Origin of the sequence: Pararhizobium sp. LjRoot238, assembly GCF_964252955.1 — a bacterium.
Classification (GTDB): domain Bacteria; phylum Pseudomonadota; class Alphaproteobacteria; order Rhizobiales; family Rhizobiaceae; genus Pararhizobium.
In genome coordinates, this window is the sequence record NZ_CAXUPP020000001.1 from 1,981,641 (window position 1) to 2,004,201 (window position 22,561).

Genomic DNA, 22,561 nt, shown 5'->3' on the forward strand with positions numbered 1-22,561 from the left:
GAGATTATAGATCGCCCAATATTGATGAGAAGTGTCAAGAATACCGGAAACGATGAAAGTCCTTAGCAAAGGATAAATCCTGTCCCAGAATGGGAGCGGTTCTTGTCGGTCATTCAGGGGTTCGATGCGCTGACATATACGGCAGAGCCGTTGAGCATGCCTGATAAGGTTCCTTGAACCTGCCGGCATATGTAAAAGGCTCCCGAAGGAGCCAGAAACATAAACGATATCAGTGGGATCGGATGGTGGGCGTGACAGGGATTGAACCTGTGACCCCTACGATGTCAACGTAGTGCTCTCCCGCTGAGCTACACGCCCATCCGATGTCGGCGCATAGATCACAAAACCTCTTGTGGCGTCAATAGGCTTTTATCGGCTTTTTGACAGGAAGTTTTGCGACCCTGTGGACGCCTTGCAAACCGGGCTCAGGCGGCCAGCATCTTGTTCACTTCGTCGACGAGATCGCGCAGGTGGAACGGCTTGGACAGCACCTTCGCGTCCTTCGGAGCCTTCGAATCGGGGTTCAGTGCGACGGCGGCAAAGCCGGTGATGAACATCACTTTCAGATCCGGATCGAGTTCGGTCGCCCGGCGGGCAAGCTCGATGCCGTCCATTTCGGGCATGACGATGTCGGTCAGAAGGAGCGAGAACGGTTCTTCGCGCAGCCGGTCGTAGGCGCTTGCGCCATTGTCGAAGGACAACACCTTGTAGCCGGCCTTTTCCAGGGCTTTCACCAGGAAGCGGCGCATGTCGTTGTCGTCTTCGGCGAGGAGAATTTTTGGACTCATGGATAAAGCCGTTGCACCTTACGTGTCGATGTCGGGAATAGCGGTGACTTCATGAAACCGCATGCGAGTAAATATCCGGTGAAGACACGGGGTCAAGCCCCGTTCACTGGCAGGAAACGACTATGGACACGAATGCTGCCAACTGGCAACATACACGAAGCACCAAGATTGTGACATGGTAAAAAAGGGCTGCGATGGCGCAGAACGTTAGCGAAACCGAACAGTTCGAAGTTCGCGAGCCGGAGATGCAGCGCATTCCCTTTGTGTTCAATTCCCCCCATAGCGGCCGGATCTATACCCAGTCCTTTCTTGAGCAGTCGCGTTTGGACGGCCTGTCGATCCGCCGCTCGGAAGATCATTTCGTCGATGAGCTGTTCCGCTCGGTGACGGATCTCGGCGCGCCGCTGTTGCTTGCGCATTTCCCGCGCGCCTTTCTCGACGTCAACCGCGAACCCTATGAACTCGATCCGCGCATGTTCGACGGACAGTTGCCGCCGCATGCCAATATCAGCTCGATGCGGGTGGCCGGCGGGCTCGGCACGGTGCCGCGGCTGGTGGCGGAAAACATGGAAATCTACCGTGGCCGCTTTCCGGTCGCCGAGGCGCTCGAGCGGATCGAAACCATCTACAAGCCCTATCATGCCTGCCTGCGGCGGCTGATCGCCCGCACCCATGTCCAGTTCGGGCTGGCGGTGCTGATCGACTGCCATTCGATGCCGGGCAATATCCGGCTGGCGGGCACCGGACAGCGCCCGGATTTCATCATCGGCGACCGCTACGGCACCAGCGCCGCAGCCGACCTGTCGCGCACAGCCGTCTCGTTGCTGCAGGATCTCGGCTTTTCCGTCGCCCGCAACAAGCCCTATGCCGGCGGCTTCATCACCGAGCACTACGGCCGCCCTGCGCGCGGGCTGCACGCCCTGCAGATCGAGATCAATCGCGGTCTCTATGTCGATGAGGCGACGCTGCAGAAAAAGAAGGATTTTCCGATGCTGGCCGACGCCATCGGCATCTTCCTCGGCGGCCTTGCGGCGCATGTGGACAAATACGCTGGAAATTCTTCGCTCGCGGCCGAATAACGCCGCAGCCGTTTCCCCCGAATCTGGCCCCAAAATCCGGGCAAAAAAAACCGCGCTTGTGGCGCGGCTAAGTCTAGGGAGGAAACACCCAAGGAGGGTATTTACAGCCACAAGTGACTGTAGGAAAAAGTTATTATTGCAGCGCACAATTGTCAAGCGAGATCAGGCTTTTCTTGCTGCGGTGCGCCATTTCGGGATCATATGAAAATTGCCAAAATCGTTCGATTCCGAAGCGCTCTGGCGATTTTTGAGGTACGTTCTTCGGGATTCTTGCGCCATGCCGCTTTCTCTCGGGCGAATTCGCCGCATTTTTCCTATTTTTCGGGCACAGACTTCTTTTTTAAAAAAATCTGCAATAAGCAGGTTATGCACACCTTCTCCCCGATTTTCGTGAGGTTTCATGCTGCCGGACCGTGAATTTTTCGACCGCCTCGCCGACGCGGCCAAGGCGGAAACCCTGCCGCGATTCCGTACCGGCATCAGCGTTGCCAACAAAGAGGCCGCCGGTTTCGATCCGGTGACGGAAGGCGACCGCGCCGCCGAAGCGGCGATCCGCAGCCTTATCGAAAGCCATTTTCCCGATCATGGCATTCTCGGCGAGGAGTTCGGCAATGTCGGGCTCGACCGGGATTATGTCTGGGTGATCGACCCGATCGACGGTACCCGCGCCTTCATCTCCGGCCTGCCGGTCTGGGGCACGCTGATCGGCCTCTATCACAAGGGCGAGGCGGTGATGGGCCTGATGGACCAGCCCTTTACCGAGGAACGCTACTTCGCGGACGGAAAGGACGCGTTTTATCGCGGCCGGGACGGGAACAGGAAGATCGCCACACGCCCCTGCGCCGATCTCAGCCAAGCGATCCTGTTCACCACGTCGCCGCATCTCTATACCGGCGACATCAAGACCCGCTTCGAGGCCGTGCAGAGCAAGGTGCAACTCGCCCGCTACGGCTGCGATTGCTACGCCTTCGCGCTGCTTGCCTCCGGCCATATCGACCTAGTCATCGAATGCGGCCTAAAACCCTACGATGTCGGCGGGCTCATCCCGCTGATCGAGCAGGCCGGCGGCATCGTCACCGGCTGGAACGGCGGGCCGGCGGAAATGGGTGGCGAAATCATCGCGGCCGGCAGCGCCGAGGTCCACCAGCAGGCGCTGGCGATCCTAAAGGGCTGAGTCCTCGACGCTCTCGCCGTGGGGCTCGTCCGCGTCCGTCATTGTCGTGTCGGCGCTGCTGCCGGGGATGAAGGCTTCGATCGCGGCGATGGCCTGGGCACGGTAGTAGTCGGCCTCCTGCAGCAATTCGTGGCGGGCACCGTCGATGGGGATCATTTGGCCGGCGCGGAAATTGCGGGCAAGGTTCTCGACGGCAAGGTGCGGCACGAGCAGGTCCCGCGTCGGGGCAAGGATGATGGTGGGTACCCGGATCTGCGTCAGGTGCTCGCGGCTTGTAATGCGCTTGATCGCCTTGAAGGTCTCGTGCAGCCAGCGGGCGGTCGGCGGCCCCAGCGCCAGTTCGGGATGCGTCTCGGTCAGCGCCTTGTTGCGGGCAAAGCGCCGGGCATCCGATGTCAGCACGTTTTCCGAAAACGGCAGCGAGCCGTTGTCGCGCATCAAGGGCAGGAAGCCTAAGCCACACAGGCTGAAGGCCGCGGCGAGAAAGCTGATCATGCCGTGTCCCAGGCTCTGACCGCCAAGCGCAACGAAGGGCGCCAGGATCGCCAGGCGATCGATGCGGCTGGCGAGCAGCGGCGCCTGCGCCAGCGCGATCAGCGCGCCCATGGAATGGGCCAGCATGAAGAAGGGCAGGCGGGTATCGGGCAGCACGATCTTGTCGAGGAAAATGGTGAGGTCGCGCTCGTAGTCGCAGAAGTGGCGGACATGGCCGCGGCGCGGCTTCCTCAACAGCCGTTCCGAGCCCGCCTGGCCGCGCCAGTCGAAGGTCGCGACCCAGAGGCCACGCGCGGTCAATTCGCCGATGGTCTCGGCATATTTCTCGATCGACTCGTTACGGCCCTGCAGAAGCACGACGGTGCCCTTGGCGACCGGCGCATCGCATTTGAAGATCGCATAACGGATTTTCTTGGCCCCGGCGCCCTCGAAGAAGCCGACGGTGTGATTGCCGGGGATCGGATTGTCCGGGGTGGAATGAAGGGTGGGCGTCATGGGCAAGGTCTGTGTCCGGCGGGTCTTTGCATCGTGCGCTGATAACACTGATGCGATTCCGATTAAGGAAGGGTGCAACAACCGCGTCAAGGGATAGGCGCCCATGTTTCGGGCGTCAAAGAAAAAGGACCGGAAACGGTGGGGGACTGATTTACCGTTCCCGGCCAGAAACAGTCGGTCGGCTGAAGGCCGGCAGCATGCGGGAGAAGGGACGTTCACCGAACTGCCTGCCTTGTCTTCCGATAGCAGCAATCTAGCCCATGGAAGCTGAACGCCACCGGAACCGGCCGTTCATACTGCGTTTATCAAAAACGCAGCTTTTCAGGGAAGCGGAACGTGTTTTTGGGGTCTTGAAGGCGGGAAAAACAATTCCCATCTCATCCTCACGGGCGCCGAAGACGGGCCCGTTTAACCGGCTTTGCCGTCGCCGCTTTCGGGATGACAAGGCCATGATCGCTAACAGTTGCTCTCAAGAGGACACCATGCGTCACGTTGATTTTTCTCCCCTCTACCGTTCCACGGTCGGCTTCGACCGTCTCTTCACCATGCTTGACAGTCTCGGCCAGCCGGACCAGTCGCAGACCTATCCGCCCTACAATATCGAGCGGACCGGTGAAAACACCTATCGGATCACCATGGCCGTCGCCGGTTTCGACGAAAGCGAGCTTTCGATCGAAGCGCGCGAGCACACGCTGACCGTCAAGGGTGAGAAGAGCGACGAAAAGACCCCGGAAAACCAGTTCCTGTATCGCGGCATCGCCAAGCGCGCTTTCGAGCGCCGCTTCCAGCTCGCCGATCACGTGGAAATCCAGTCCGCTTCGCTGAAGCACGGCCTGCTTCACATCGATCTCCTGCGCGAGATTCCGGAAGCAGCCAAGCCGCGCAAGATCGGTATCACCGTTGCGCAGTCGCAGCCGAAGCAGATCGAAGCGACCCAGGTCGGAACCGCCCCGATCGAAGGCAGCGCCAACTAAGCGCTCGGGCATCGATCAAAACCTGAAGAAGCGGCGTCCGGGAGGGCGCCGTTTTTTATTTGGGCTGCCGCAGGCAGGGCTTAGCAAGCCGCGATAAATCGCTCCACGTCCTCTTTCGTCGTCGCGAAGCTGGTGACGAGACGATAGAGGCCCTCGTCGGCCGCAACCGATCTAGCCAATGTGTGCGGTACGGGCCAGTCGTAGAAGACGGCGCCCTTTTCTTCCAGCTTTTTCGCCGTGTCCTTTTTCAGGATGATGAAGAGTTCATTGGAACCGCCCGGCCAGGCGAGCCTTGCGCCGGTCGACGCCTCGATGCCCTCGGCCAGCCAGTTCGCCATGCCGTTCGCGTGGCGGGCGAGGTCAAGCCAGAGGCCGCCTTCGAGATAGGCGTCGAACTGGGCGGCGATGAAGCGGGACTTGGAGAAGAGCTGTCCGGCACGCTTGCGCAGATAATGCATCTGCTGGGCCTTGGCGGGATCGAACAGGATGAGGGCCTCGGCGCACCAGCAGCCGTTCTTCGTGCCGCCGAAGGAGAGAAGATCGACGCCGCGCTTCCAGGTCATCTCGGCCGGCGTGGTGCCGAGGCTGACGAGGGCGTTGGCAAAGCGGGCGCCGTCCATGTGCAGCGGCAGATGATATTTTCGGGCAATCGCTGCGATCCTGTCGATTTCATCGAGGCGATAGACCGTGCCGGCTTCGGTTGCCTGCGTTATGGTGATCGCCATCGGCTGTCCACCATGGACGAAGCCCGGCGGGAAGCGCTTGATTTCGGTTTCCAGTTTTGCGGGGTCGATCTTGCCGAGCAGGCCATCGACCGGCGCCAGCCGGCTGCCGTGCGAAAAAAATTGCGGAGCGCCGCATTCATCGACGTTCACATGCGCATCGCGGTGGCAGAAGACATGGCCCCCGGGACGGTTGGCGCTGGCAAGGGCCAGCGAATTGGCGGCCGTTCCGGTGGCGACGAAGAAGACGGCGACGTCGCGTTCGAATACTTCGGAAAGTTTCTTCTCCACCTTTTTATCGAGATCGCTGGTGCCATAGGCCGAAGCAAAGCCGCCGGCCGCCTTGACGAGGCTTGCGGCAATCACGGGATGGGCACCCGCCCAATTGTCGGAGGAGAAAATCATCAACGTGGTCCTGTGGTTTCCGCGGTGGAAAGCTCCGGCGGGATTGGTTGGCATCGACCATAAAGATGCTGCGGCGGCAATCAATCCGGAACCGCCCGATAGGGACAATGTCAGACCAGTTTGAAACCAAACCGAAGAAAATGACGGAATGGCGAAAGAAAATTACAAAAACAAGAAATTAACCGCAATGTTTGGCAAAATCTCCTCGAATATTTTACAGTGATGCCCTTGCGGTCGCGGGTGGTTTCTGGCATAGAGCCTATGAAATAGGACAGCAAGACTGTCCTATTTCGGTCTCAAGACCGGAAAGACGCTGGAAAGCCCGTCCAAAGCGGGTGCCGGCCGACGATTGTCAACCGCGCCGGGCGCTCAAAGTCCGTGCTGACGCAGCAATCGCGATGGTCGCGGACACTCTGTGCCTGATGCAGTGAATGCTTCATTTGCGACCGGATCAGGATCATGCAACGATAATGCCGGTGCCGGCCTGAACGGGGTTCCTGCCCGCGAAGGCCTGCCTGGACTGCGGAAATACCCGGTCGCTGCCGGGTTAACAGGAGGGAAGACGATGACGGACTTTACGCCATCCACCGAAACTGGGCTCAACATCGCGCGCCACACGGCGGCGGTTGAGAAAAACACCGCATTCCCGTCCGGCCTGCCGAAAAAACAGGGTCTTTACGACCCCCGCAATGAGCATGACGCCTGCGGCGTCGGCTTCGTCGCGCATATGAAGGGCGAGAAGTCGCACCAGATCGTCAAGGATGGCCTGTTCATCTTGGAAAACCTGACGCATCGCGGTGCCGTCGGTGCCGATCCCCTGATGGGCGACGGCGCGGGCATTCTCGTACAGATTCCCGACCGTTTCTTCCGCGAGGAGATGGCTCATCAGGGCGTGACCCTGCCGAAGGCCGGCGATTATGCCGTCGGCTATCTCTTCATGCCGCAGGAAGAGGCGCAGATCGCCCATTTCAAGCAGGTGATCGCCGATGTCGTGGCCGAGGAAGGCCAGACCCTGCTCGGCTTCCGCGAGGTGCCGGTCGACAACGCCTCGCTTTCCAAGGCGCCTGAAATCGCGGCGACGGAGCCGCATCACCTGCAGGTGTTCATCGGCGCCGGCCGCGATGCCGCGACCAACGCGGAGTTCGAGCGCCGCCTGTTCACCCTGCGCAAGGTGATCTCCAACCGCATCTATGACGCCTTCCAGGGTGCCGAAACCGGTTTCTATCCGGTGTCGCTGTCGTCGAAGACCATCGTCTACAAGGGCATGTTCCTAGCCTATCAGGTGGCAGACTATTTCAAGGATCTGGCCGACCCGCGCTTCGAATCGGCCGTCGCCCTCGTGCACCAGCGGTTCTCCACCAACACGTTCCCCTCGTGGAAGCTGGCGCATCCGTACCGCATGGTTGCCCACAACGGCGAGATCAACACGCTGCGCGCCAACGTCAACTGGATGGCGGCGCGGCAGGCTTCGGTGTCCTCGCCTTTGTTCGGCGACGATATCTCCAAGCTCTGGCCGATCTCGTATGAGGGCCAGTCGGATACGGCCTGTTTCGACAACGCACTGGAATTCCTCGCGCAGGGCGGCTATCCGCTGTCGCATGCCGTCATGATGCTGATCCCGGAAGCGTGGGCCGGCAACCAGCTCATGGCGCCGGCACGGAAAGCCTTCTACGAATATCATGCTGCCCTGATGGAGCCGTGGGATGGTCCGGCGGCCGTCTGCTTCACCGATGGCAAGCAGATCGGCGCAACGCTCGACCGCAACGGTCTGCGTCCGGCCCGTTATCTGGTGACCGACGACGACCGCGTCATCCTGGCGTCCGAAGCCGGCACCTTGCCGGTGAAGGAAGAAAGCATCGTCAAGAAGTGGCGCCTGCAGCCGGGCAAGATGCTGCTGATCGACATGGAGGAAGGTCGCATCATCTCCGATGAGGAGGTGAAGTCGAACCTTGCCAACGAGCATCCCTACCGTCAGTGGCTGGACAACACGCAGCTCATTCTGGAAGATCTGAAGCCTGTCGAGCCGCGCGCGCTGCGTCGCGACGTGTCGCTGCTCGATCGCCAGCAGGCGTTCGGCTACAGCCAGGAAGACACCAAGATCCTGATGTCGCCGATGGCAACGACGGGCCAGGAGGCAATCGGCTCGATGGGTACCGACACGCCGATCTCGGCAATGTCGGACAAGACGAAGCTGCTCTACACCTATTTCAAGCAGAACTTCGCGCAGGTCACCAACCCGCCGATCGATCCGATCCGCGAGGAACTGGTGATGAGCCTCGTTTCGTTCATCGGTCCGCGCCCGAACATTCTCGACCATGCGGGCATGTCGCATGCCAAGCGGCTGGAAGTGCGCCAGCCGATCCTGACCAATGGCGATCTGGAAAAGATCCGCTCGATCGGCCACACGGAAGAGCGGTTCGACACCAAGACGCTCGACTTCACCTATGACGTCGAGCGCGGCGCCGAAGGCATGCCGGAAATTCTCGACCGGCTCTGCGAGCGCGCGGAAGCGGCCGTCAAGGGCGGCTACAACATCATCGTGCTGTCCGACCGCCAGATCGGCCCGGATCGCATCGCGATCCCGGCGCTTCTCGCAACTGCGGCCGTGCACCATCACCTGATCCGCAAGGGCCTGCGCACCTCCGTCGGTCTTGTTGTCGAATCCGGCGAGCCGCGCGAAGTGCACCATTTCTGCCTGCTGGCGGGCTATGGCGCCGAGGCAATCAACCCCTATCTCGCCTTCGATACGCTCACCGACATGCACAAGCGCGGCGAGTTTCCGAAGGAAGTCGATGGCGGCGAAGTCGTCTATCGCTACATCAAGGCGGTCGGAAAGGGCATTCTCAAGGTCATGTCCAAGATGGGCATCTCGACCTATCAGTCCTATTGCGGTGGCCAGATCTTCGACGCCGTTGGCCTCTCGTCCGAGCTCGTCGACCGCTATTTCTTCGGTACGGCGACGCAGATCGAGGGCATCGGCCTTGGGGAGATCGCCACGGAAACCTTCAACCGTCACAAGGCGGCCTTCGGTTCCGACCCGATCCTTGCCAACACGCTCGACATCGGCGGCGAATATGCCTACCGCATGCGCGGCGAAGGCCATGCCTGGTCGCCGGATGCCGTTGCCTCGCTGCAGCACGCCGTTCGCGGCAATGCCGTCGACCGCTACCGCGAATTCGCCGGGATGGTGAACGGCGCTGCGCTCAGGATGAACACGATCCGCGGGCTGTTCTCGATCAGGCAAGCCGAGGCGCTCGGTCGCAAGCCGATCGCGATCGACGAGGTCGAGCCGGCCGTCAACATCGTCAAGCGTTTCTCGACCGGGGCCATGTCCTTCGGCTCGATCAGCCGCGAGGCGCATACGACGCTGGCGATCGCCATGAACAGCATCGGCGGCAAGTCCAACACCGGCGAGGGAGGCGAGGAAGCCGATCGCTACTTCCCGCTGTACGACGGTTCGCCGAACCCCGAGCGTTCCGCCATCAAGCAGGTGGCATCCGGCCGCTTCGGTGTGACGACCGAATATCTGGTCAATGCCGACATGCTGCAGATCAAGGTGGCGCAGGGCGCCAAGCCCGGCGAGGGCGGCCAGCTGCCCGGCCACAAGGTCGATGCGACCGTCGCCAAGACCCGGCATTCGACGCCCGGCGTCGGCCTGATCTCGCCCCCGCCGCACCATGACATCTACTCGATCGAGGATCTGGCGCAACTGATCTACGACCTGAAGAACGTCAACCCGGAAGCAGACGTTTCCGTGAAGCTCGTCTCCGAAGTCGGCGTCGGTACTGTTGCGGCCGGCGTTGCGAAGGCGCGCGCCGATCACATCACCATCTCCGGATATGACGGCGGGACTGGCGCGTCGCCGCTGACCTCGCTGAAGCATGCCGGCTCTCCGTGGGAAATCGGCCTTGCGGAAACCCATCAGACGCTGGTGCTGAACGGCCTTCGCTCGCGCATCGCCCTGCAGGTCGATGGCGGACTGAAGACCGGCCGCGACGTCATCATCGGCGCGCTGCTTGGGGCCGACGAATTCGGCTTCTCGACGGCGCCGCTGATTGCCGCCGGCTGCATCATGATGCGCAAGTGCCACCTCAACACCTGTCCGGTGGGGGTCGCGACACAGGACCCGGTCCTGCGCAAGCGCTTCAAGGGTGCGCCGGAACATGTGGTCAACTACTTCTTCTTCGTGGCGGAAGAAGTGCGCGAAATCCTGGCATCGCTCGGCTTTGCCAAGTTCGACGACATCATCGGCCTGTCCGAACTGCTCGAGAAGGACGCGATGATTTCGCACTGGAAGGCCAACGGGCTCGACTTCTCCCGCATCTTCCACAAGGTCGATGCGCCGAAGAAAAAGACCTACTGGACCGAGAAGCAGAACCATCCGATCCACGACATCCTCGACCGCAAGCTGATTGCGGCCGCACAGCCGGCGTTGGAGTCGAAAATCCCGGTTTCGATCGAGGTCGACATCAAGAACGTCGACCGTTCAGCCGGTGCCATGCTGTCGGGCGAAGTCGCCAAGCGATACCGTCACAAGGGGCTGAAGGACGACACGATCTCCGTGAAGCTGCGCGGCACGGCCGGCCAGTCCTTCGGGGCGTTCCTCGCGCGCGGCATCACCTTCGAGCTGATCGGCGACGGCAACGACTATGTCGGCAAAGGCCTTTCGGGCGGCCGCATCGTCGTACGTCCGCCGGAAAACTCGAAGATCGTCGCGGCCAAATCGATCATCGTCGGCAACACGGTGCTCTACGGCGCCATCTCGGGCGAGTGCTACTTCAATGGCGTGGCCGGCGAACGCTTCGCGGTGCGTAACTCCGGTGCCATCGCGGTCGTCGAGGGCGTGGGTGACCACGGCTGCGAATACATGACCGGCGGTGTGGTCGTGGTTCTCGGCGAGACCGGCCGCAACTTCGCGGCCGGCATGTCGGGCGGCGTCGCCTATGTGCTGGACGAGAGCGAGGACTTCGCCAAGCGCTGCAACATGGCGATGGTCGAGCTCGAGCCGGTTCCGGAAGAGGACGACATGCTGGAGAAGCTGCATCATCACGGCGGCGATCTCATGCACAAGGGTAGGGTGGACATATCCGGCGACATGACGCGCCATGACGACGAGCGGCTCTACCAGCTGATCTCGAACCACCTGCATTTTACGGGGTCGCCGCGCGCCAAGGAAATCCTCGACCATTGGGTCGAGTTCCGGCCGAAATTCCGCAAGGTCATGCCGGTCGAATACCGGCGCGCGCTGGAGGAAATGGAGCGCATGCGGATGGGCATCGCGGCTGAGTGATTGAGAGGTGGACAAGTTTGTGAGATGACATTGTCATATCACAAAGGAGGTGGCGATGAACATGGAAGCCATCAAGGAGAAAGAGGTTAACATCTTTCGCAACGGGCGCAGCCGGGCGGTTCGCATCCCGGCGGAGTTCGAGATCGAGGGCGACAGCGTGCTCATGTCGCAAGATGAGAACGGTGTCATTCACATCCGGCCGAAGCAGAAGAAGATGACGTTGGTGGAGGTGCTGGACTGGCTGGCCGAGCAGGAACCGTTCGATGAAAGGATGCCGGAGATAGAGGATCCGCCGCCGGAACCCTTCGATCTGGGTCACAAGAGATGAAATATCTCCTGGACACGAATATCATCTCGGATGTCATCGACTTTCCGAGAGGGGCTGCGGCGGCCAGGGTCAGACAAGAAGCAATCGCCGGAAACGTCGTAACGAGCATCATAGCAGTTGCGGAACTCCGTTACGGTTACATGAAGATCGCTTCGCAGAGACTGAAAGAGGCATACGAAAGGTTCTTCGAAAGCATACCGATCGAGGGTTGGGAAACGCCGTTCGATCATGTGTATGCGGATATTCGGGACCAACTGGAAAAGAAGGGCCGGCCGATCGGTGCGATGGATATGTTGATCGCGGCCCATGCGATGGCGAAGGAGGCCATCGTTGTGACGGCGAATGTGAAGCACTTTTCACAGGTGCCGGGATTGAAGATTGAAAATTGGCTGCGGTGAGCGGCTATGACACATAGGAACGACAACGGTATGGGCAAGGTTACAGGCTTCATGGAAATCGACCGGCAGCTGGCGAAGTATCAGCCGGCGTCTGACCGCATTCGGCATTTCCGCGAATTCACAATCCCGATGTCGGACCCGGAAGTGCAGAAACAGGCCGCGCGCTGCATGGACTGTGGTATCCCCTATTGCCACGGCCCGACCGGCTGCCCGGTGCACAATCAGATCCCGGATTGGAACGATCTCGTCTACAACGGCAACTGGGACGACGCGATCCGCAACCTGCACTCGACCAACAACTTCCCGGAGTTCACCGGCCGCATCTGCCCAGCACCCTGCGAGGAAGCCTGCACGCTGAACCTCGAGGATGCGCCGGTCGCGATCAAGACCGTCGAGCAGGCGATTGCCGACAAGGCCTATGAGATGGGCTACATCGTGCCGCAGCCGGCTGTGGTGAAGACCGGCAAGAAGGTTGCGATCATCGGTTCCGGCCCGGCCGGCATGGCGTCGGCACAGCAGCTAGCCCGCGCCGGTCACGAAGTTCATGTCTATGAACGTGAAACCAAGCCCGGTGGTCTGCTGCGCTACGGCATCCCGGACTTCAAGATGGAGAAGAACTTCATCGACCGCCGCGTCGACCAGATGCGCGGCGAAGGCGTGACTTTCCATTGCGGCGTCAATGTCGGCGTCGATCGCACCGTCGACAGCCTCACCGAGGAGCATGATGCCGTGCTTTATTGCGGCGGTTCGGAAACGCCGCGCAATGCCGGTATTCCGGGTGTCGATTTCGCCGGTGTGCATGATGCCATGCCCTATCTCGTCCAGCAGAACCGTCGCGTCGGCCGCGAGAACATCGACAGCGTCGGCTGGCCGTCCGATCCTATCCTTGCTGGCGGCAAGCATGTCGTCGTCGTCGGCGGCGGCGATACCGCATCCGACTGTGTTGGCACGGCTTTCCGTCAAGGTGCCGTCAAGGTGACCCAGCTCGACATCCGGCCGATGCCTCCGGAAAAGGAAGACAAGCTCGCCGTCTGGCCGTTCTGGGCAACGAAGATGCGGACCTCGTCCTCCCAGGCCGAAGGCGCCGTGCGCGAATTCCAGGTGGCAACGCTCGAATTCGTCGGCGAAGACGGCATGCTGACGGGCGTCAAATGCTGTCAGGTCGATGAGCGCCGCAAGCCGATCGCCGGCACGGAATTCGTCATCAAGGCCGATCTCGCCTTCATCGCCATCGGCTTCAGCGGCCCGTTCACCGACAGCGTGCTGAAGGATCTCGGCGACAAGCTGACGATCAACACCGACCGCCGCGGCTCGACCAACGTCGTCGCCAATGACAAGGACTACCGCACGTCAGTCGAGAAGCTGTGGGTGGCCGGCGACGTGCGCCGTGGCCAGTCGCTGGTCGTCTGGGCGATCCGTGAAGGCCGTCAGGCTGCGCGGGCGATCGACGAGGCGCTGATGGGCTCGACGGTGCTGCCGCGGTAGGGCGACGGCCGAAAACCGATCGAGGGGCAATCCCGATCAACCGCTCTGCGGCACGTAGGCGCCGCAGAGCGCCGCCATTGCGTGGAACTCCGGAATTTCCTGGCAATGATCAGGCAAAGCCGAGGAACAGGGCCAGTGATCGGTTGACGGAAATCATGGTTTCGTCGTCGACATGGCCGAATGGCTCTCCGAGCCTGTCGCGTCTGATTGTCATCGCCTTGTCGATCATGATCTGCGACGGTTTGCTGAGGCTGTTTTCCGGTGTTGGATGTACCATCAACCGGATCAAGGGAGCATCGGCCAGTGTACTGGAAAGCAGCAGCACCGTGACCGTGGCTGTGCTATCGAACTGATCCGACTGAATGACGAGGGCAGGACGCGGTTTACCGAAATCGCCAGGCATGGCGACCGTCACGAGATCACCGCGCCTCATTCGCTATCGCTGTCGAGATCGGCAATGGCCGCGTCCATGAAGTGCTGCAAATCCCGATCGGCTGCATCGGCCTTTGCTACCAGCAACGCCTGGCGGCGGCATTCCTCGGCAAATCCTGGACGTCGCGTGTCTGGGACCCAAATTTGCAAAGGGCGCAGCCCTGCGGCGCGCAGATTCTCCCGGCGCTTTTGAACCCGCTGGTTTACAGGTGTCGGCACGGATCATGCTCCTTCAACTTCTGTTACATGTAACGAAAAAAGTCGCATTCGTCAAGTAAACCACGCTTTAGCTCTGCGGGCGTGCTCACGCGCCGGTCGCTAAGGTCAGTTCCTAATCACCGGATTGCTGATCACCGTTTCCGGCTTTGCCAGCCGGAAGTCGTCCACGCGGCCCGCGGGGGCTTCGGCGATTTCGCCTTTTTCGACGAGGCGGTCGCGCGGGCTTTTGCCGTTGCTGGTGAGCGTCGCCGTCCCGCCGAGAAGGCTCGAGCCGCCGTCGAGATTGGGGTCGTCGAGGCTGATCGGCTGGGTCTGGACGATGTCTTCGTTGGCGGTGGGAGCCGCCACGACGAGATCCTTCAGGCCGTCGGCACCCGGAACGTCCTGCGTCGAGACGGCCGCATCACCGAGCAGCTTGCGGATATCCTTCTCGACATAGAAGGCAAGCTTGCGTTTGCCGGCCTTGGTCAGGTTGACCCCGTCCGAGCCGCGCAGGCGGACCTGCTGGCCGTTGATATCAGAGCCGGTCATGACGAATTTGCCGCCCTCGTCGACAAAACCGTCCCATATGTCGATGAAGGTGCCGCCGACTTTTTCCGTTTCCGCGCGGAAGATGCCGTTGAGGGTGACCATATCGGCGGTCATTGCGGTGGACTGGAAGGGAGGCATGCCGACCCAGAGCAGGGGGATATTCTCGCTACGGGCGAGCGCCGCGAAGGCGCCGGTGCGCCGCGTATATTCGGAAAGCCAGCGGTCGGTGCGGAATTTTTCCTTTTCCCCGTCGATCGACATCTGCTGGCGTTCGTTGGCACCGAGGCTGACGATGACGATCGACGGTTTCACCTCGGCAACATAAACCGGCAGGTTTTCCGGCCAGTTGAAATAATCCTCGCGCACCAGGCCGGAGGAGCCGTTCGCGCGGGTTTCGATGACGATGCCGGGTGTCGTCTCGAAGGCAACTTTCAGCCCGTCACCGAGACTGCCGGCCATGAAATCGCCGACGACCAGCACCTTTCTGGCGTTTTCCAGTTTTTCGACCACGACGGGGGCGGGCTCGGCTGGAGCGGGCTTGGCCTTTTGCTTTACTTTTTTCGGCTTCTGGCGCTGTTGCGGCTGTCTCTGCCGGGGCTCGTAGATCGGAACGTCTTCATAGACGGGCGGTGGCCGCCGCCGGCCGAACCCGAACAGCATGTCGATGATCGACCGGCGCTCCTGGGCCCCGGCCTGCCGCGGAGGCTCGATCAGGAATGCCGTCAGGCCGACCGCGATGACGATCAGGCCATTGAGCAACCAATTCATGCCACGTCTGAATGCCGTCTTCGTGCTCATGAAACTATTCCGGGCGTCTTTCGCGCTAAAACTATTGCGCATCCGCGGGGATGCGCAATAGCTGCCTTTGCAAGGTGTCTGCCGATACTGGCGCCTGAATGCGCCGCAATTGCGGGTTAGTTCCGCAGAGCCTTCAACAGATGCTGCGTCGGTTCGCCGTCCGGTGCGAGGCCGTTGCGGCTCTGGAAGGCCTGGATGGCGGCCTTGGAGCCGGAGCCGAAATTGCCGTCGACTTCGCCGTCATAATAGCCGAGTTCCTTCAGGCGCGACTGTAGTTCGAACTTCTGCTTGATGTCCAGCGAGCCGTCCGGACGGCTCCAGGCCTGTTGCATGCCGCCGTAACCGGCGATTTCATCGGCAAGCAGGCCGACGCCGAGCGCGTAGGAATCGGACGCATTGTAGCGCTTGATGACGAAGAAGTTCTTTGTCATCAGGAAGCCGGGACTGCCGGCACCGCCGGGCATTTTCAGCTCGGCGCGCTGGTCCGCGTTGCGGAAGCCCTTGCCGTTCGGGCGGGTGAAGCCGAGGGCTGCCCATTGCGCCAGCGTCTTCGTCTGGCCGGAATATTGGCCACCGTTCTGCGGCGGCGCGACTTCATAGCCCCAGGTCTGGCCCGGCTGCCAGCCGTTCTTCTTCAACAGATTGGCGGCCGTCGCCAGAGCATCCGGCACGGAGTTCCAGATGTCCTTGCGGCCGTTGCCATCGGCGTCGATGGCGTAGAGCAGATAGCTGGTCGGAATGAACTGCGTGTGGCCCATGGCGCCTGCCCAGGAGCCATTCAGTTCACGCGGACCGATATCACCGTTCTGCAGGATTTTGAGAGCGGCAATCAGCTGGGTCTTGGCATATTTGCCCCGTTTCGGGTCGGCATAGGCAAGGGTGGCCAAGGCGCGCGGAACATAGTGCAGCCGCTCGTCCTTCTCCAGGACCGCGCCATAATTGGATTCCATCGACCAGATCGCCAGAAGAATGGTCTTGTCGATGCCGAAGTGGCGCTCCAGCGCGGCCAGCGTTCGGCCATGCTTGACCGCCATCTCCTGTCCGATCTTGCGCGTATAGGGGTTCACGCGGCTGTCGATATATTCCCAGATCTTGTGCTTGAATTCGGGCTGATAGCGTGCTTTCTCAAGCACGTCCGGATCCGGCGTCTTTATACCTGCGAAAGCCTGGCGATAGGTGGCCTTGGTGATTCCGCTCTTTGCCGCCGTGGCATAGAAGCTGTTGATCCAGGTCTCGAAACCGGCATCGGCGGAGGCGGGCGACGAGGCGAACAGGGCTGTGGCTGTGATGAACGCGGCTGCGGCACGGCAAAGGAGGTTTTTTCGGGTCTTTGTCATCAGCTGTCGTTTCCGTTGGTCGGCGCTCCGCACAAGATCATGAGGTTGATCGGCGGTGCGCAAATTTACAGTCTTAGAGCCAGCTTCACGCACAGGTTACATGCATGTGGTTCCATTTTCGGGCCGTTCAGCCAAAAGGCAACCGCCAGAGTGGGAATCTTACGAAAATGAAGTCAACAAATTCTTTACCATGAATAGGCGGTATCGTCTTCCTTCGCAAAAAAATAGCAATTTGCCGCTTAATCCCTATTGATAACAATTTGCCCCGTTTAAAATCGCAATGTCGTGATTCTGGAGATGTCAATGACTGACAAGCGTAAGGTTCGTAAGGCTGTATTTCCCGTGGCCGGTCTTGGAACAAGATTTCTGCCCGCGACCAAAGCCGTTCCCAAGGAAATGCTGACGGTCGTCGACAAGCCCATCATCCAGTATGTCGTCGACGAGGCGCTCGAGGCAGGCATTGAACATTTCGTTTTTGTCACAGGCCGCAACAAGCATGTGATCGAGGACTATTTCGACATTCATTTCGAGCTTGAGCAGACGCTGCGCGAGCGCAGCAAGAAGGCCGAGATGACGCTTTTGGCCCAGCAGCTGCCGAAGGCGGGCTCGGTGAGCTTCACACGCCAGCAGGAGCCGCTGGGGCTCGGTCACGCCGTCTGGTGCGCCCGCGAGATCGTCGGCAACGAGCCCTTCGCGCTGCTTCTGCCCGACATGATCATGCGCGGCGAGCCGGGCTGCATGAAGGGGATGATCGATCTCTATTCCCAGAGCGGCGGCAACATCATCGCGGTGGAGGAGTGCGAACCGGAACAGGCGCACAAATACGGTATCGTCGGCGTCGGCGAGAAGGTCGGCGACGGCTTCCGCATCACCGACATGGTCGAAAAACCGGCCAAGGGCACGGCGCCATCCAACTTCTTCATCAATGGCCGCTACATCCTGCAGCCGGAAATCTTCTCTATCCTGGAAAACCAGGAGCGAGGCGCAGGCAATGAAATCCAGCTCACGGACGGCATGCTGAAGCTGCTCAAGTCCCAGGATTTCGCCGGCTATCTGTTCCGCGGCGAGACCTACGACTGTGGCGCCAAGGATGGCTTCATTCTTGCGAATGTTGCCTTTGCGCTCGAGCGCGCCGACATCCGCCCGGCTGTCGAAGCCCAGTTCAAGGCGCTCGTTGCGAAGCTGCAGTAGGCTCGCGCTTGAATGAGAAAAACCCCGCTTGCTGCAAAGCAGGCGGGTTTTCTCTAACGCCGCAGCGTCAGGCCGACGCCCACGCGCGCAACATTCGTCGAGGGGCCGGTATCCTGCGTGGTGCGCTCGTAGCCGACATCACCGGTAAGCGCGAGATAACGGTTCAGGTCCCAGGTGAGGCCGGCGCCCGCGAGCCAGACCCTCTGGTCCTGCGAAACGCTGCCGGACGGATAGTTGCGGAAAGTAAGGCTGTTCGACAGGCGGGCCACAAGGTTCGAGCGCAGCTCATGCGTTGCCCCGCTGCTCAGCGTATAGGCGAGTGCGCCGCTGTCGCCGGCCGTGGTCGAAGGTTCGATGCCGGTCGAAATGCCGTAGGTTATGTTGGTGCCGCGCTGGGGCGACCAGTTGAGCAGGCCGTCGATGGTGAAGCCGCTCAGATTATCGAGGCGATTGTCGTCGAAGCGGTAGGTCTCGTAGCCGAGCGCGATTTCGCCGTTGAGCTTCTCTCCGAGATCGACCTCGACGCCGGCCCGGCCGCCGTAGCTGTCATAGGAGCGATCGTAACCGGACGTATCTGTTCGCAGGTCGTAGATCGATTTTCCGGCGGACGCCTCGATGAACGGGACGAGCGCCGGCGAGAGCTCGTAACCCGCCCGCAGGGTGACCGCGCCCGCATTGCGGTTCCTGTCCTCCTGCGACAATGTGGAGCCGTCGCTGAGATCCACATCGCCATAGACGTAACGGTCGAAATCCACCTTGGCGGAGCCGCGCAGGATGCCGAAGTCATGCGCAATGCCGGCGCCGAGCGTATATTGGTTGACGCCCGACTGCGTGCTCGCGTCGCTGATCGCGTTCGGATCGGTCGCATCCTCACGCTCGAAATGATAGCCGGCCTTCAACGTTCCCGTGGTGTCGTTGCCGATGTCGAGGCGAAGGGCAGACTCGATGTCAGCGGTCGGTTCGGTTTCGCCGGAGCCGGAGACGTTGCGCTGCCAGGTGCCTTCGCCGGTCACGGACAGCTGGTGACGCGACCAGTCGGAAGTCAGCGTGCCTTTCAAGCCGGTTTCGAGATAGCTGCGGCTTTCCTTCGAACTGCCGGTCTTGGTGCTTTCGTAATTGAAGGTCTGGCCGAGGGTCGGTTTCAGGATGAAGCTGCCAAGCCGGACGCCGGGCGCGTCGTTGCGTTCGAGATCGAGCTGCGACCGCAGGCCATCGACGGTGTTTTCACGCAGATTGGTGCGGGCCATGTCCTCATCGATTATCGGATCGTTGAGCAGCGGCTCGCCTGCATCGGTGCTGATCGACCCGGTCGTGAGGGCATCCTGAGCGGTCGCGGTACCGGCGGGTGCAGCAGCGTTGGCACTCGTCGTGCCGGGTGTGGTCGTTGCAGGGTCATCGCTGGAAGCCGTTGTACCGGTACCGTCGGACGCTGGAACTAGAGCCTGGGCGGAAACGGCGCAGGGCGAAAGCAGCGCGCAACCGGCAACGAGCCAGGCAGCCGCGGCCGGGCGCGGGACGCCAGTCCTCTTCGTGCGTGGAAAGATTGGCGTCATCTGCCGAATGCCCGGAAATCCGTTTACCAGTGTTGAGCAACCGTAAACGGATGTGGTTAACCATTCCTTTCCGAAACGGCTTTCGCCTTTAATTTCAGGCGCTTTCCACGGTCAGCTGGCCGCCGCTGCTGCCGGTCACCTTGACGCGGGCGCCGGCGGGCAAGTCCGGCCCGCTGACGGTCCATGTCGTGTCGTCGAGCCGGATCCGGCCGCGGCCTTCGGTGATCGGCTTTTCAAGCACGGCGGTGCGGCCGATCAGACGGGCGCCGCGCTGATTGAGGAGCGGCTGGTCCGACGTCTCGCCGAAGTGGGCAAGCAGGCGGCGTCCGGCGAAAACCGCGACGACGGAAAGGACGGCGAAGAGCACCAGTTGTGCCTGCCACACCCAGAAGCTGGTTTCCCAGAGCAGCAGGGAGACGGCACCGGTCAGGATGGCGGCAATGCCGATCCAGACGAGGAACATCCCGGGCGCCACGATTTCTGCCGCAAGCAGCATGAGACCCAGCGCCCACCAGCCCCACGGACCCAGTTCAAGGATGATGCGCTCGATCATGGATCAGCTTTCCTGTTGGGGCGTTGCGAAGGGATTGCGGACGGGCGCCGTGCGTGGCGTCGCCTGCCGCACGGGGGCCGGCGAATTGCCGCCATCGCCGAACACGTCCCTGGCGATCGCGCCGATCCCGCCGAGCGAACCGATCAGCGACGAGGCTTCCATCGGCATCAGCACGATCTTCGAATTCGGGGCGCTGCCGATCGACGCCATGGCTTCGGTGTATTTCTGCGCGACGAAGTAGTTGATTGCCTGCACGTCGCCAGCGGCAATCGCCTCCGAGACCATTTTCGTCGCCTTGGCTTCGGCTTCGGCAAGGCGCTCGCGCGCTTCGGCGTTGCGGTAGGCTGCCTCGCGCTGGCCTTCCGCCTGCAGGATCGCCGACTGCTTGGCGCCCTCGGCGCGCAGGATCTGGGCGTTGCGGGCGCCCTCCGCTTCCAGGACCTGGGCGCGCTTCTCGCGCTCTGCCTTCATCTGCCGGGCCATGGCATCGACGAGGTCCTTGGGCGGCTGGATATCCTTGATCTCGACGCGGGTGACCTTGATGCCCCAGGGGCCGACGGCCTCGTCGACGACCCGCAACAGCTTGTCGTTGATCACGTCGCGGTTGGACAGGAGTTCGTCAAGGTCCATTGAGCCCATGACGGAGCGGATGTTGGTCATGGTGAGGTTGAGGATGGCGGTCTGCAGGTCGGAGACCTGATAGGCGGCCTCGGCGGCGTTCAGCACCTGGTAGAAGGCGACGGCATCGGCCGACACGCTCGCATTGTCGCGGGTGATGACCTCCTGCGTCGGCACGTCGAGCACCTGTTCCATCACGTTCATCCTGGCGCCGATGCCGTCGATGAAGGGAATGATGATGTTCAGGCCGGGCTCAAGGGTTTTCGTATATCGGCCAAAACGTTCGACAGTGTAGCGATAGCCTTGCGGGACTGTCTTGACCCCCTTGAATATGACGAGAATGGCGAGGACCACGAGTACAATAACGGCAATATCCAGTCCGGCCAGTGGCATTAGATGTTCTCCTGCTGGGTGCATCCTGTTGTTGAACGCACTCTAAGACAAGACGTGGCAGTTGGCTGGGTTATTTGCAAGGACTGGTGGAATTTCTCAGGCGATGTTCTGGTCTCCGTCCACCTCCCCCTTGAGGGGGGAGGTCGCGACGAAGTCGCGGGTGGGGGTGATCCGTTGGGTGTCGCGGGCGGTCACCCCACCCCGGACCTGCGGTCCGACCCTCCCCCTCAAGGGGAGGGTGGTCAGGCCCAGCCCTGCAGCTCCCGGCGCACGACATGCTCCAGCACTGTCATTCCACCCGCGCCGTCGTTGAGACAGGGAATATGGGTGAACTTCTCGCCGCCTGAATGGTGGAAGCTTTCGGCGGCCTGTTCGGCGATTTCCTCCAGCGTTTCGAGGCAGTCGGAGACGAAGCCGGGATTGATGATGGCGATGCGTTTGATGCCTTCCTGAGCCAGTTTCTCGACCGTCTTGTCGGTATAGGGCTGCAGCCATTCCTCGGGCCCGAAGCGGGACTGGAAGGTGACCTGCAGCTTTTCCTTCGGCCAGCCGAGCTTTTCGCGCAGCAGCCGGGCTGTCTTCTGACACTGACAGTAATAGGGGTCGCCCTTGTCGAAATAGGATTGCGGGATGCCATGGAAGGAAGCGAGCACCACCTCCGGCTCCCAGTCGAGTGTCGCAAGGTGGCCCGTGATCGAGTTCGCCAAAGCGTCGATATAGACGGGATCGTCGTGATAGGGCGGAACGGTGCGCAAAGCCGGCTGCCAGCGCATTTTCAGGAGTGCCTTGAAAGCCTCGTCATTGACGGTCGCGGTGGTCGCTGCCGCATATTGCGGATAGAGCGGGAAGACGAGGATTTTTTCGCAGCCGTCCTTCTGCAGTTCCTCCATCTTCGACCGGATCGACGGCTGGCCATAGCGCATCGCCCAATCGACGCGGACATCAGGCAGATCGGTGAAGGATTTGGCCATCCGTTCCGCCTGGTTGCGGGTATAGGTGCGCAGGTAGCTCTCGTTCAGATCGTTGTTCCAGATCGTCTCATAGGCCTTGCCGACCTTGGCGGGGCGGGTGTTGAGCACGATGCCGAAGAGGATCGGATACCAGAAGAACGGCGACCATTCGATGACGCGCCGATCCATCAGGAATTCCTTGAGGTAGCGCCGCATGGACACCTTGTCGGTGCCGTCCGGGGTGCCGAGGTTGACCAGCAAAACGCCCACTTTCCCGAATTTGACAGGCGGATGGTTCAGGGCGGTGGCGTCGGTCGCGGTCATGCGGATATCCTGCGGGTAAGGTGGGCGTG

Annotated in this window: 20 protein-coding genes and 1 tRNA gene; 8 read left to right on the plus strand and 13 right to left on the minus strand. The window is 61.2% G+C overall.

Going from position 1 to position 22,561, the window contains the following annotated elements; translation table 11 throughout:
• Positions 1–243: 243 nt before the first annotated feature.
• A tRNA-Val gene (locus ACSQ3F_RS09675) sits at positions 244–318 on the minus strand.
• A gap of 107 nt (positions 319–425) precedes the next feature.
• Positions 426–788 (minus strand): response regulator CpdR1, encoded by a 363-nt coding sequence (gene cpdR1 / locus ACSQ3F_RS09680; RefSeq protein WP_018327941.1) that lies wholly within the window; start codon positions 786–788, stop codon positions 426–428.
• Between the two features lie 194 nt (positions 789–982).
• On the opposite strand from cpdR1, the gene ACSQ3F_RS09685 reads away from it, so the two are divergent.
• Positions 983–1,867 (plus strand): N-formylglutamate amidohydrolase, encoded by an 885-nt coding sequence (locus ACSQ3F_RS09685; protein ID WP_436100024.1) that lies wholly within the window; start codon positions 983–985, stop codon positions 1,865–1,867.
• A 162-nt stretch (positions 1,868–2,029) separates the two neighbouring features.
• On the opposite strand, the gene ACSQ3F_RS09690 is transcribed toward ACSQ3F_RS09685, so the two are convergent.
• Entirely contained in the window at positions 2,030–2,269 is a 240-nt protein-coding gene (locus tag ACSQ3F_RS09690) for a hypothetical protein (RefSeq protein ID WP_436100025.1), read from the minus strand.
• Between ACSQ3F_RS09690 and hisN the strand changes: the two genes are divergently transcribed.
• Positions 2,268–3,041 (plus strand): histidinol-phosphatase, encoded by a 774-nt coding sequence (gene hisN, locus ACSQ3F_RS09695; RefSeq protein ID WP_436100026.1) that lies wholly within the window; start codon positions 2,268–2,270, stop codon positions 3,039–3,041. The genes ACSQ3F_RS09690 and hisN overlap by 2 nt on opposite strands.
• Here the strand turns inward: hisN and ACSQ3F_RS09700 are convergent.
• Positions 3,030–4,031, minus strand: a complete 1,002-nt coding sequence (locus ACSQ3F_RS09700; RefSeq protein WP_436100027.1) for an alpha/beta fold hydrolase — start codon at positions 4,029–4,031, stop codon at positions 3,030–3,032. The genes hisN and ACSQ3F_RS09700 overlap by 12 nt on opposite strands.
• Before the next feature lie 482 nt (positions 4,032–4,513).
• On the opposite strand from ACSQ3F_RS09700, the gene ACSQ3F_RS09705 reads away from it, so the two are divergent.
• Positions 4,514–5,005: an Hsp20 family protein gene (locus ACSQ3F_RS09705; protein ID WP_436100028.1), complete on the plus strand. Its 492-nt coding sequence runs from the start codon at positions 4,514–4,516 to the stop codon at positions 5,003–5,005.
• A gap of 80 nt (positions 5,006–5,085) precedes the next feature.
• Here the strand turns inward: ACSQ3F_RS09705 and ACSQ3F_RS09710 are convergent, their stop codons facing one another.
• The gene (locus ACSQ3F_RS09710) at positions 5,086–6,132 is read right to left on the minus strand and encodes a threonine aldolase family protein (protein WP_436100029.1); all 1,047 of its coding nucleotides are present in this window, start codon (positions 6,130–6,132) and stop codon (positions 5,086–5,088) included.
• 565 nt (positions 6,133–6,697) lie between these two features.
• Between ACSQ3F_RS09710 and gltB the strand changes: the two genes are divergently transcribed.
• From gltB to ACSQ3F_RS09730, 4 genes are read left to right on the plus strand one after another with little or no spacing between them, the layout of a single operon-like run.
• Positions 6,698–11,422, plus strand: coding sequence for a glutamate synthase large subunit (gene gltB, locus ACSQ3F_RS09715; protein WP_436100030.1), 4,725 nt, complete (start codon positions 6,698–6,700; stop codon positions 11,420–11,422).
• Between the two features lie 55 nt (positions 11,423–11,477).
• Complete coding sequence (locus ACSQ3F_RS09720) at positions 11,478–11,750, plus strand: antitoxin (protein WP_436100031.1); 273 nt, start codon at positions 11,478–11,480, stop codon at positions 11,748–11,750.
• Positions 11,747–12,148: a type II toxin-antitoxin system VapC family toxin gene (locus ACSQ3F_RS09725; protein WP_436100032.1), complete on the plus strand. Its 402-nt coding sequence runs from the start codon at positions 11,747–11,749 to the stop codon at positions 12,146–12,148. Before ACSQ3F_RS09720 ends, ACSQ3F_RS09725 begins: the two co-directional genes overlap by 4 nt.
• Positions 12,149–12,178: 30 nt before the next feature.
• Positions 12,179–13,633 carry a glutamate synthase subunit beta gene (locus tag ACSQ3F_RS09730; RefSeq protein WP_436102094.1) on the plus strand — a complete coding sequence of 485 codons (1,455 nt, stop codon included), beginning with the start codon at positions 12,179–12,181 and terminating at the stop codon, positions 13,631–13,633.
• Between the two features lie 109 nt (positions 13,634–13,742).
• Here ACSQ3F_RS09730 and ACSQ3F_RS09735 read toward each other — a convergent pair whose 3' ends face one another.
• The 4 genes from ACSQ3F_RS09735 to ACSQ3F_RS09750 form a co-directional block, all read right to left on the minus strand.
• Positions 13,743–14,066, minus strand: a complete 324-nt coding sequence (locus ACSQ3F_RS09735; protein WP_436100033.1) for a type II toxin-antitoxin system PemK/MazF family toxin — start codon at positions 14,064–14,066, stop codon at positions 13,743–13,745.
• On the minus strand, positions 14,063–14,284 hold the full coding sequence (locus ACSQ3F_RS09740; RefSeq protein WP_436100034.1) for an antitoxin MazE family protein: 222 nt from the start codon (positions 14,282–14,284) through the stop codon (positions 14,063–14,065). The genes ACSQ3F_RS09735 and ACSQ3F_RS09740 overlap by 4 nt, the downstream gene beginning before the upstream one ends.
• 105 nt (positions 14,285–14,389) lie before the next feature.
• Complete coding sequence (locus tag ACSQ3F_RS09745; RefSeq protein WP_436100035.1) at positions 14,390–15,613, minus strand: SGNH/GDSL hydrolase family protein; 1,224 nt, start codon at positions 15,611–15,613, stop codon at positions 14,390–14,392.
• 116 nt (positions 15,614–15,729) lie between these two features.
• Entirely contained in the window at positions 15,730–16,950 is a 1,221-nt protein-coding gene (locus tag ACSQ3F_RS09750; protein ID WP_436100036.1) for a lytic murein transglycosylase, read from the minus strand.
• A 303-nt stretch (positions 16,951–17,253) separates the two neighbouring features.
• Here ACSQ3F_RS09750 and galU point away from each other — a divergent pair, with 303 nt between their 5' ends.
• Entirely contained in the window at positions 17,254–18,141 is an 888-nt protein-coding gene (gene galU / locus ACSQ3F_RS09755) for a UTP--glucose-1-phosphate uridylyltransferase GalU (RefSeq protein ID WP_436100037.1), read from the plus strand.
• 53 nt (positions 18,142–18,194) lie between these two features.
• Here the strand turns inward: galU and ACSQ3F_RS09760 are convergent, their stop codons facing one another.
• From ACSQ3F_RS09760 to hemH, 4 genes are all read right to left on the minus strand, one after another.
• Positions 18,195–19,694, minus strand: coding sequence for an outer membrane beta-barrel protein (locus ACSQ3F_RS09760; RefSeq protein ID WP_436100038.1), 1,500 nt, complete (start codon positions 19,692–19,694; stop codon positions 18,195–18,197).
• Positions 19,695–19,788: 94 nt separating this feature from the next.
• Positions 19,789–20,247 carry an NfeD family protein gene (locus tag ACSQ3F_RS09765; RefSeq protein WP_436100039.1) on the minus strand — a complete coding sequence of 153 codons (459 nt, stop codon included), beginning with the start codon at positions 20,245–20,247 and terminating at the stop codon, positions 19,789–19,791.
• 3 nt (positions 20,248–20,250) lie between these two features.
• Positions 20,251–21,258 carry an SPFH domain-containing protein gene (locus tag ACSQ3F_RS09770; RefSeq protein WP_436100040.1) on the minus strand — a complete coding sequence of 336 codons (1,008 nt, stop codon included), beginning with the start codon at positions 21,256–21,258 and terminating at the stop codon, positions 20,251–20,253.
• Between the two features lie 242 nt (positions 21,259–21,500).
• Positions 21,501–22,532: a ferrochelatase gene (hemH, locus tag ACSQ3F_RS09775; RefSeq protein WP_436100041.1), complete on the minus strand. Its 1,032-nt coding sequence runs from the start codon at positions 22,530–22,532 to the stop codon at positions 21,501–21,503.
• Positions 22,533–22,561 lie beyond the last annotated feature (29 nt).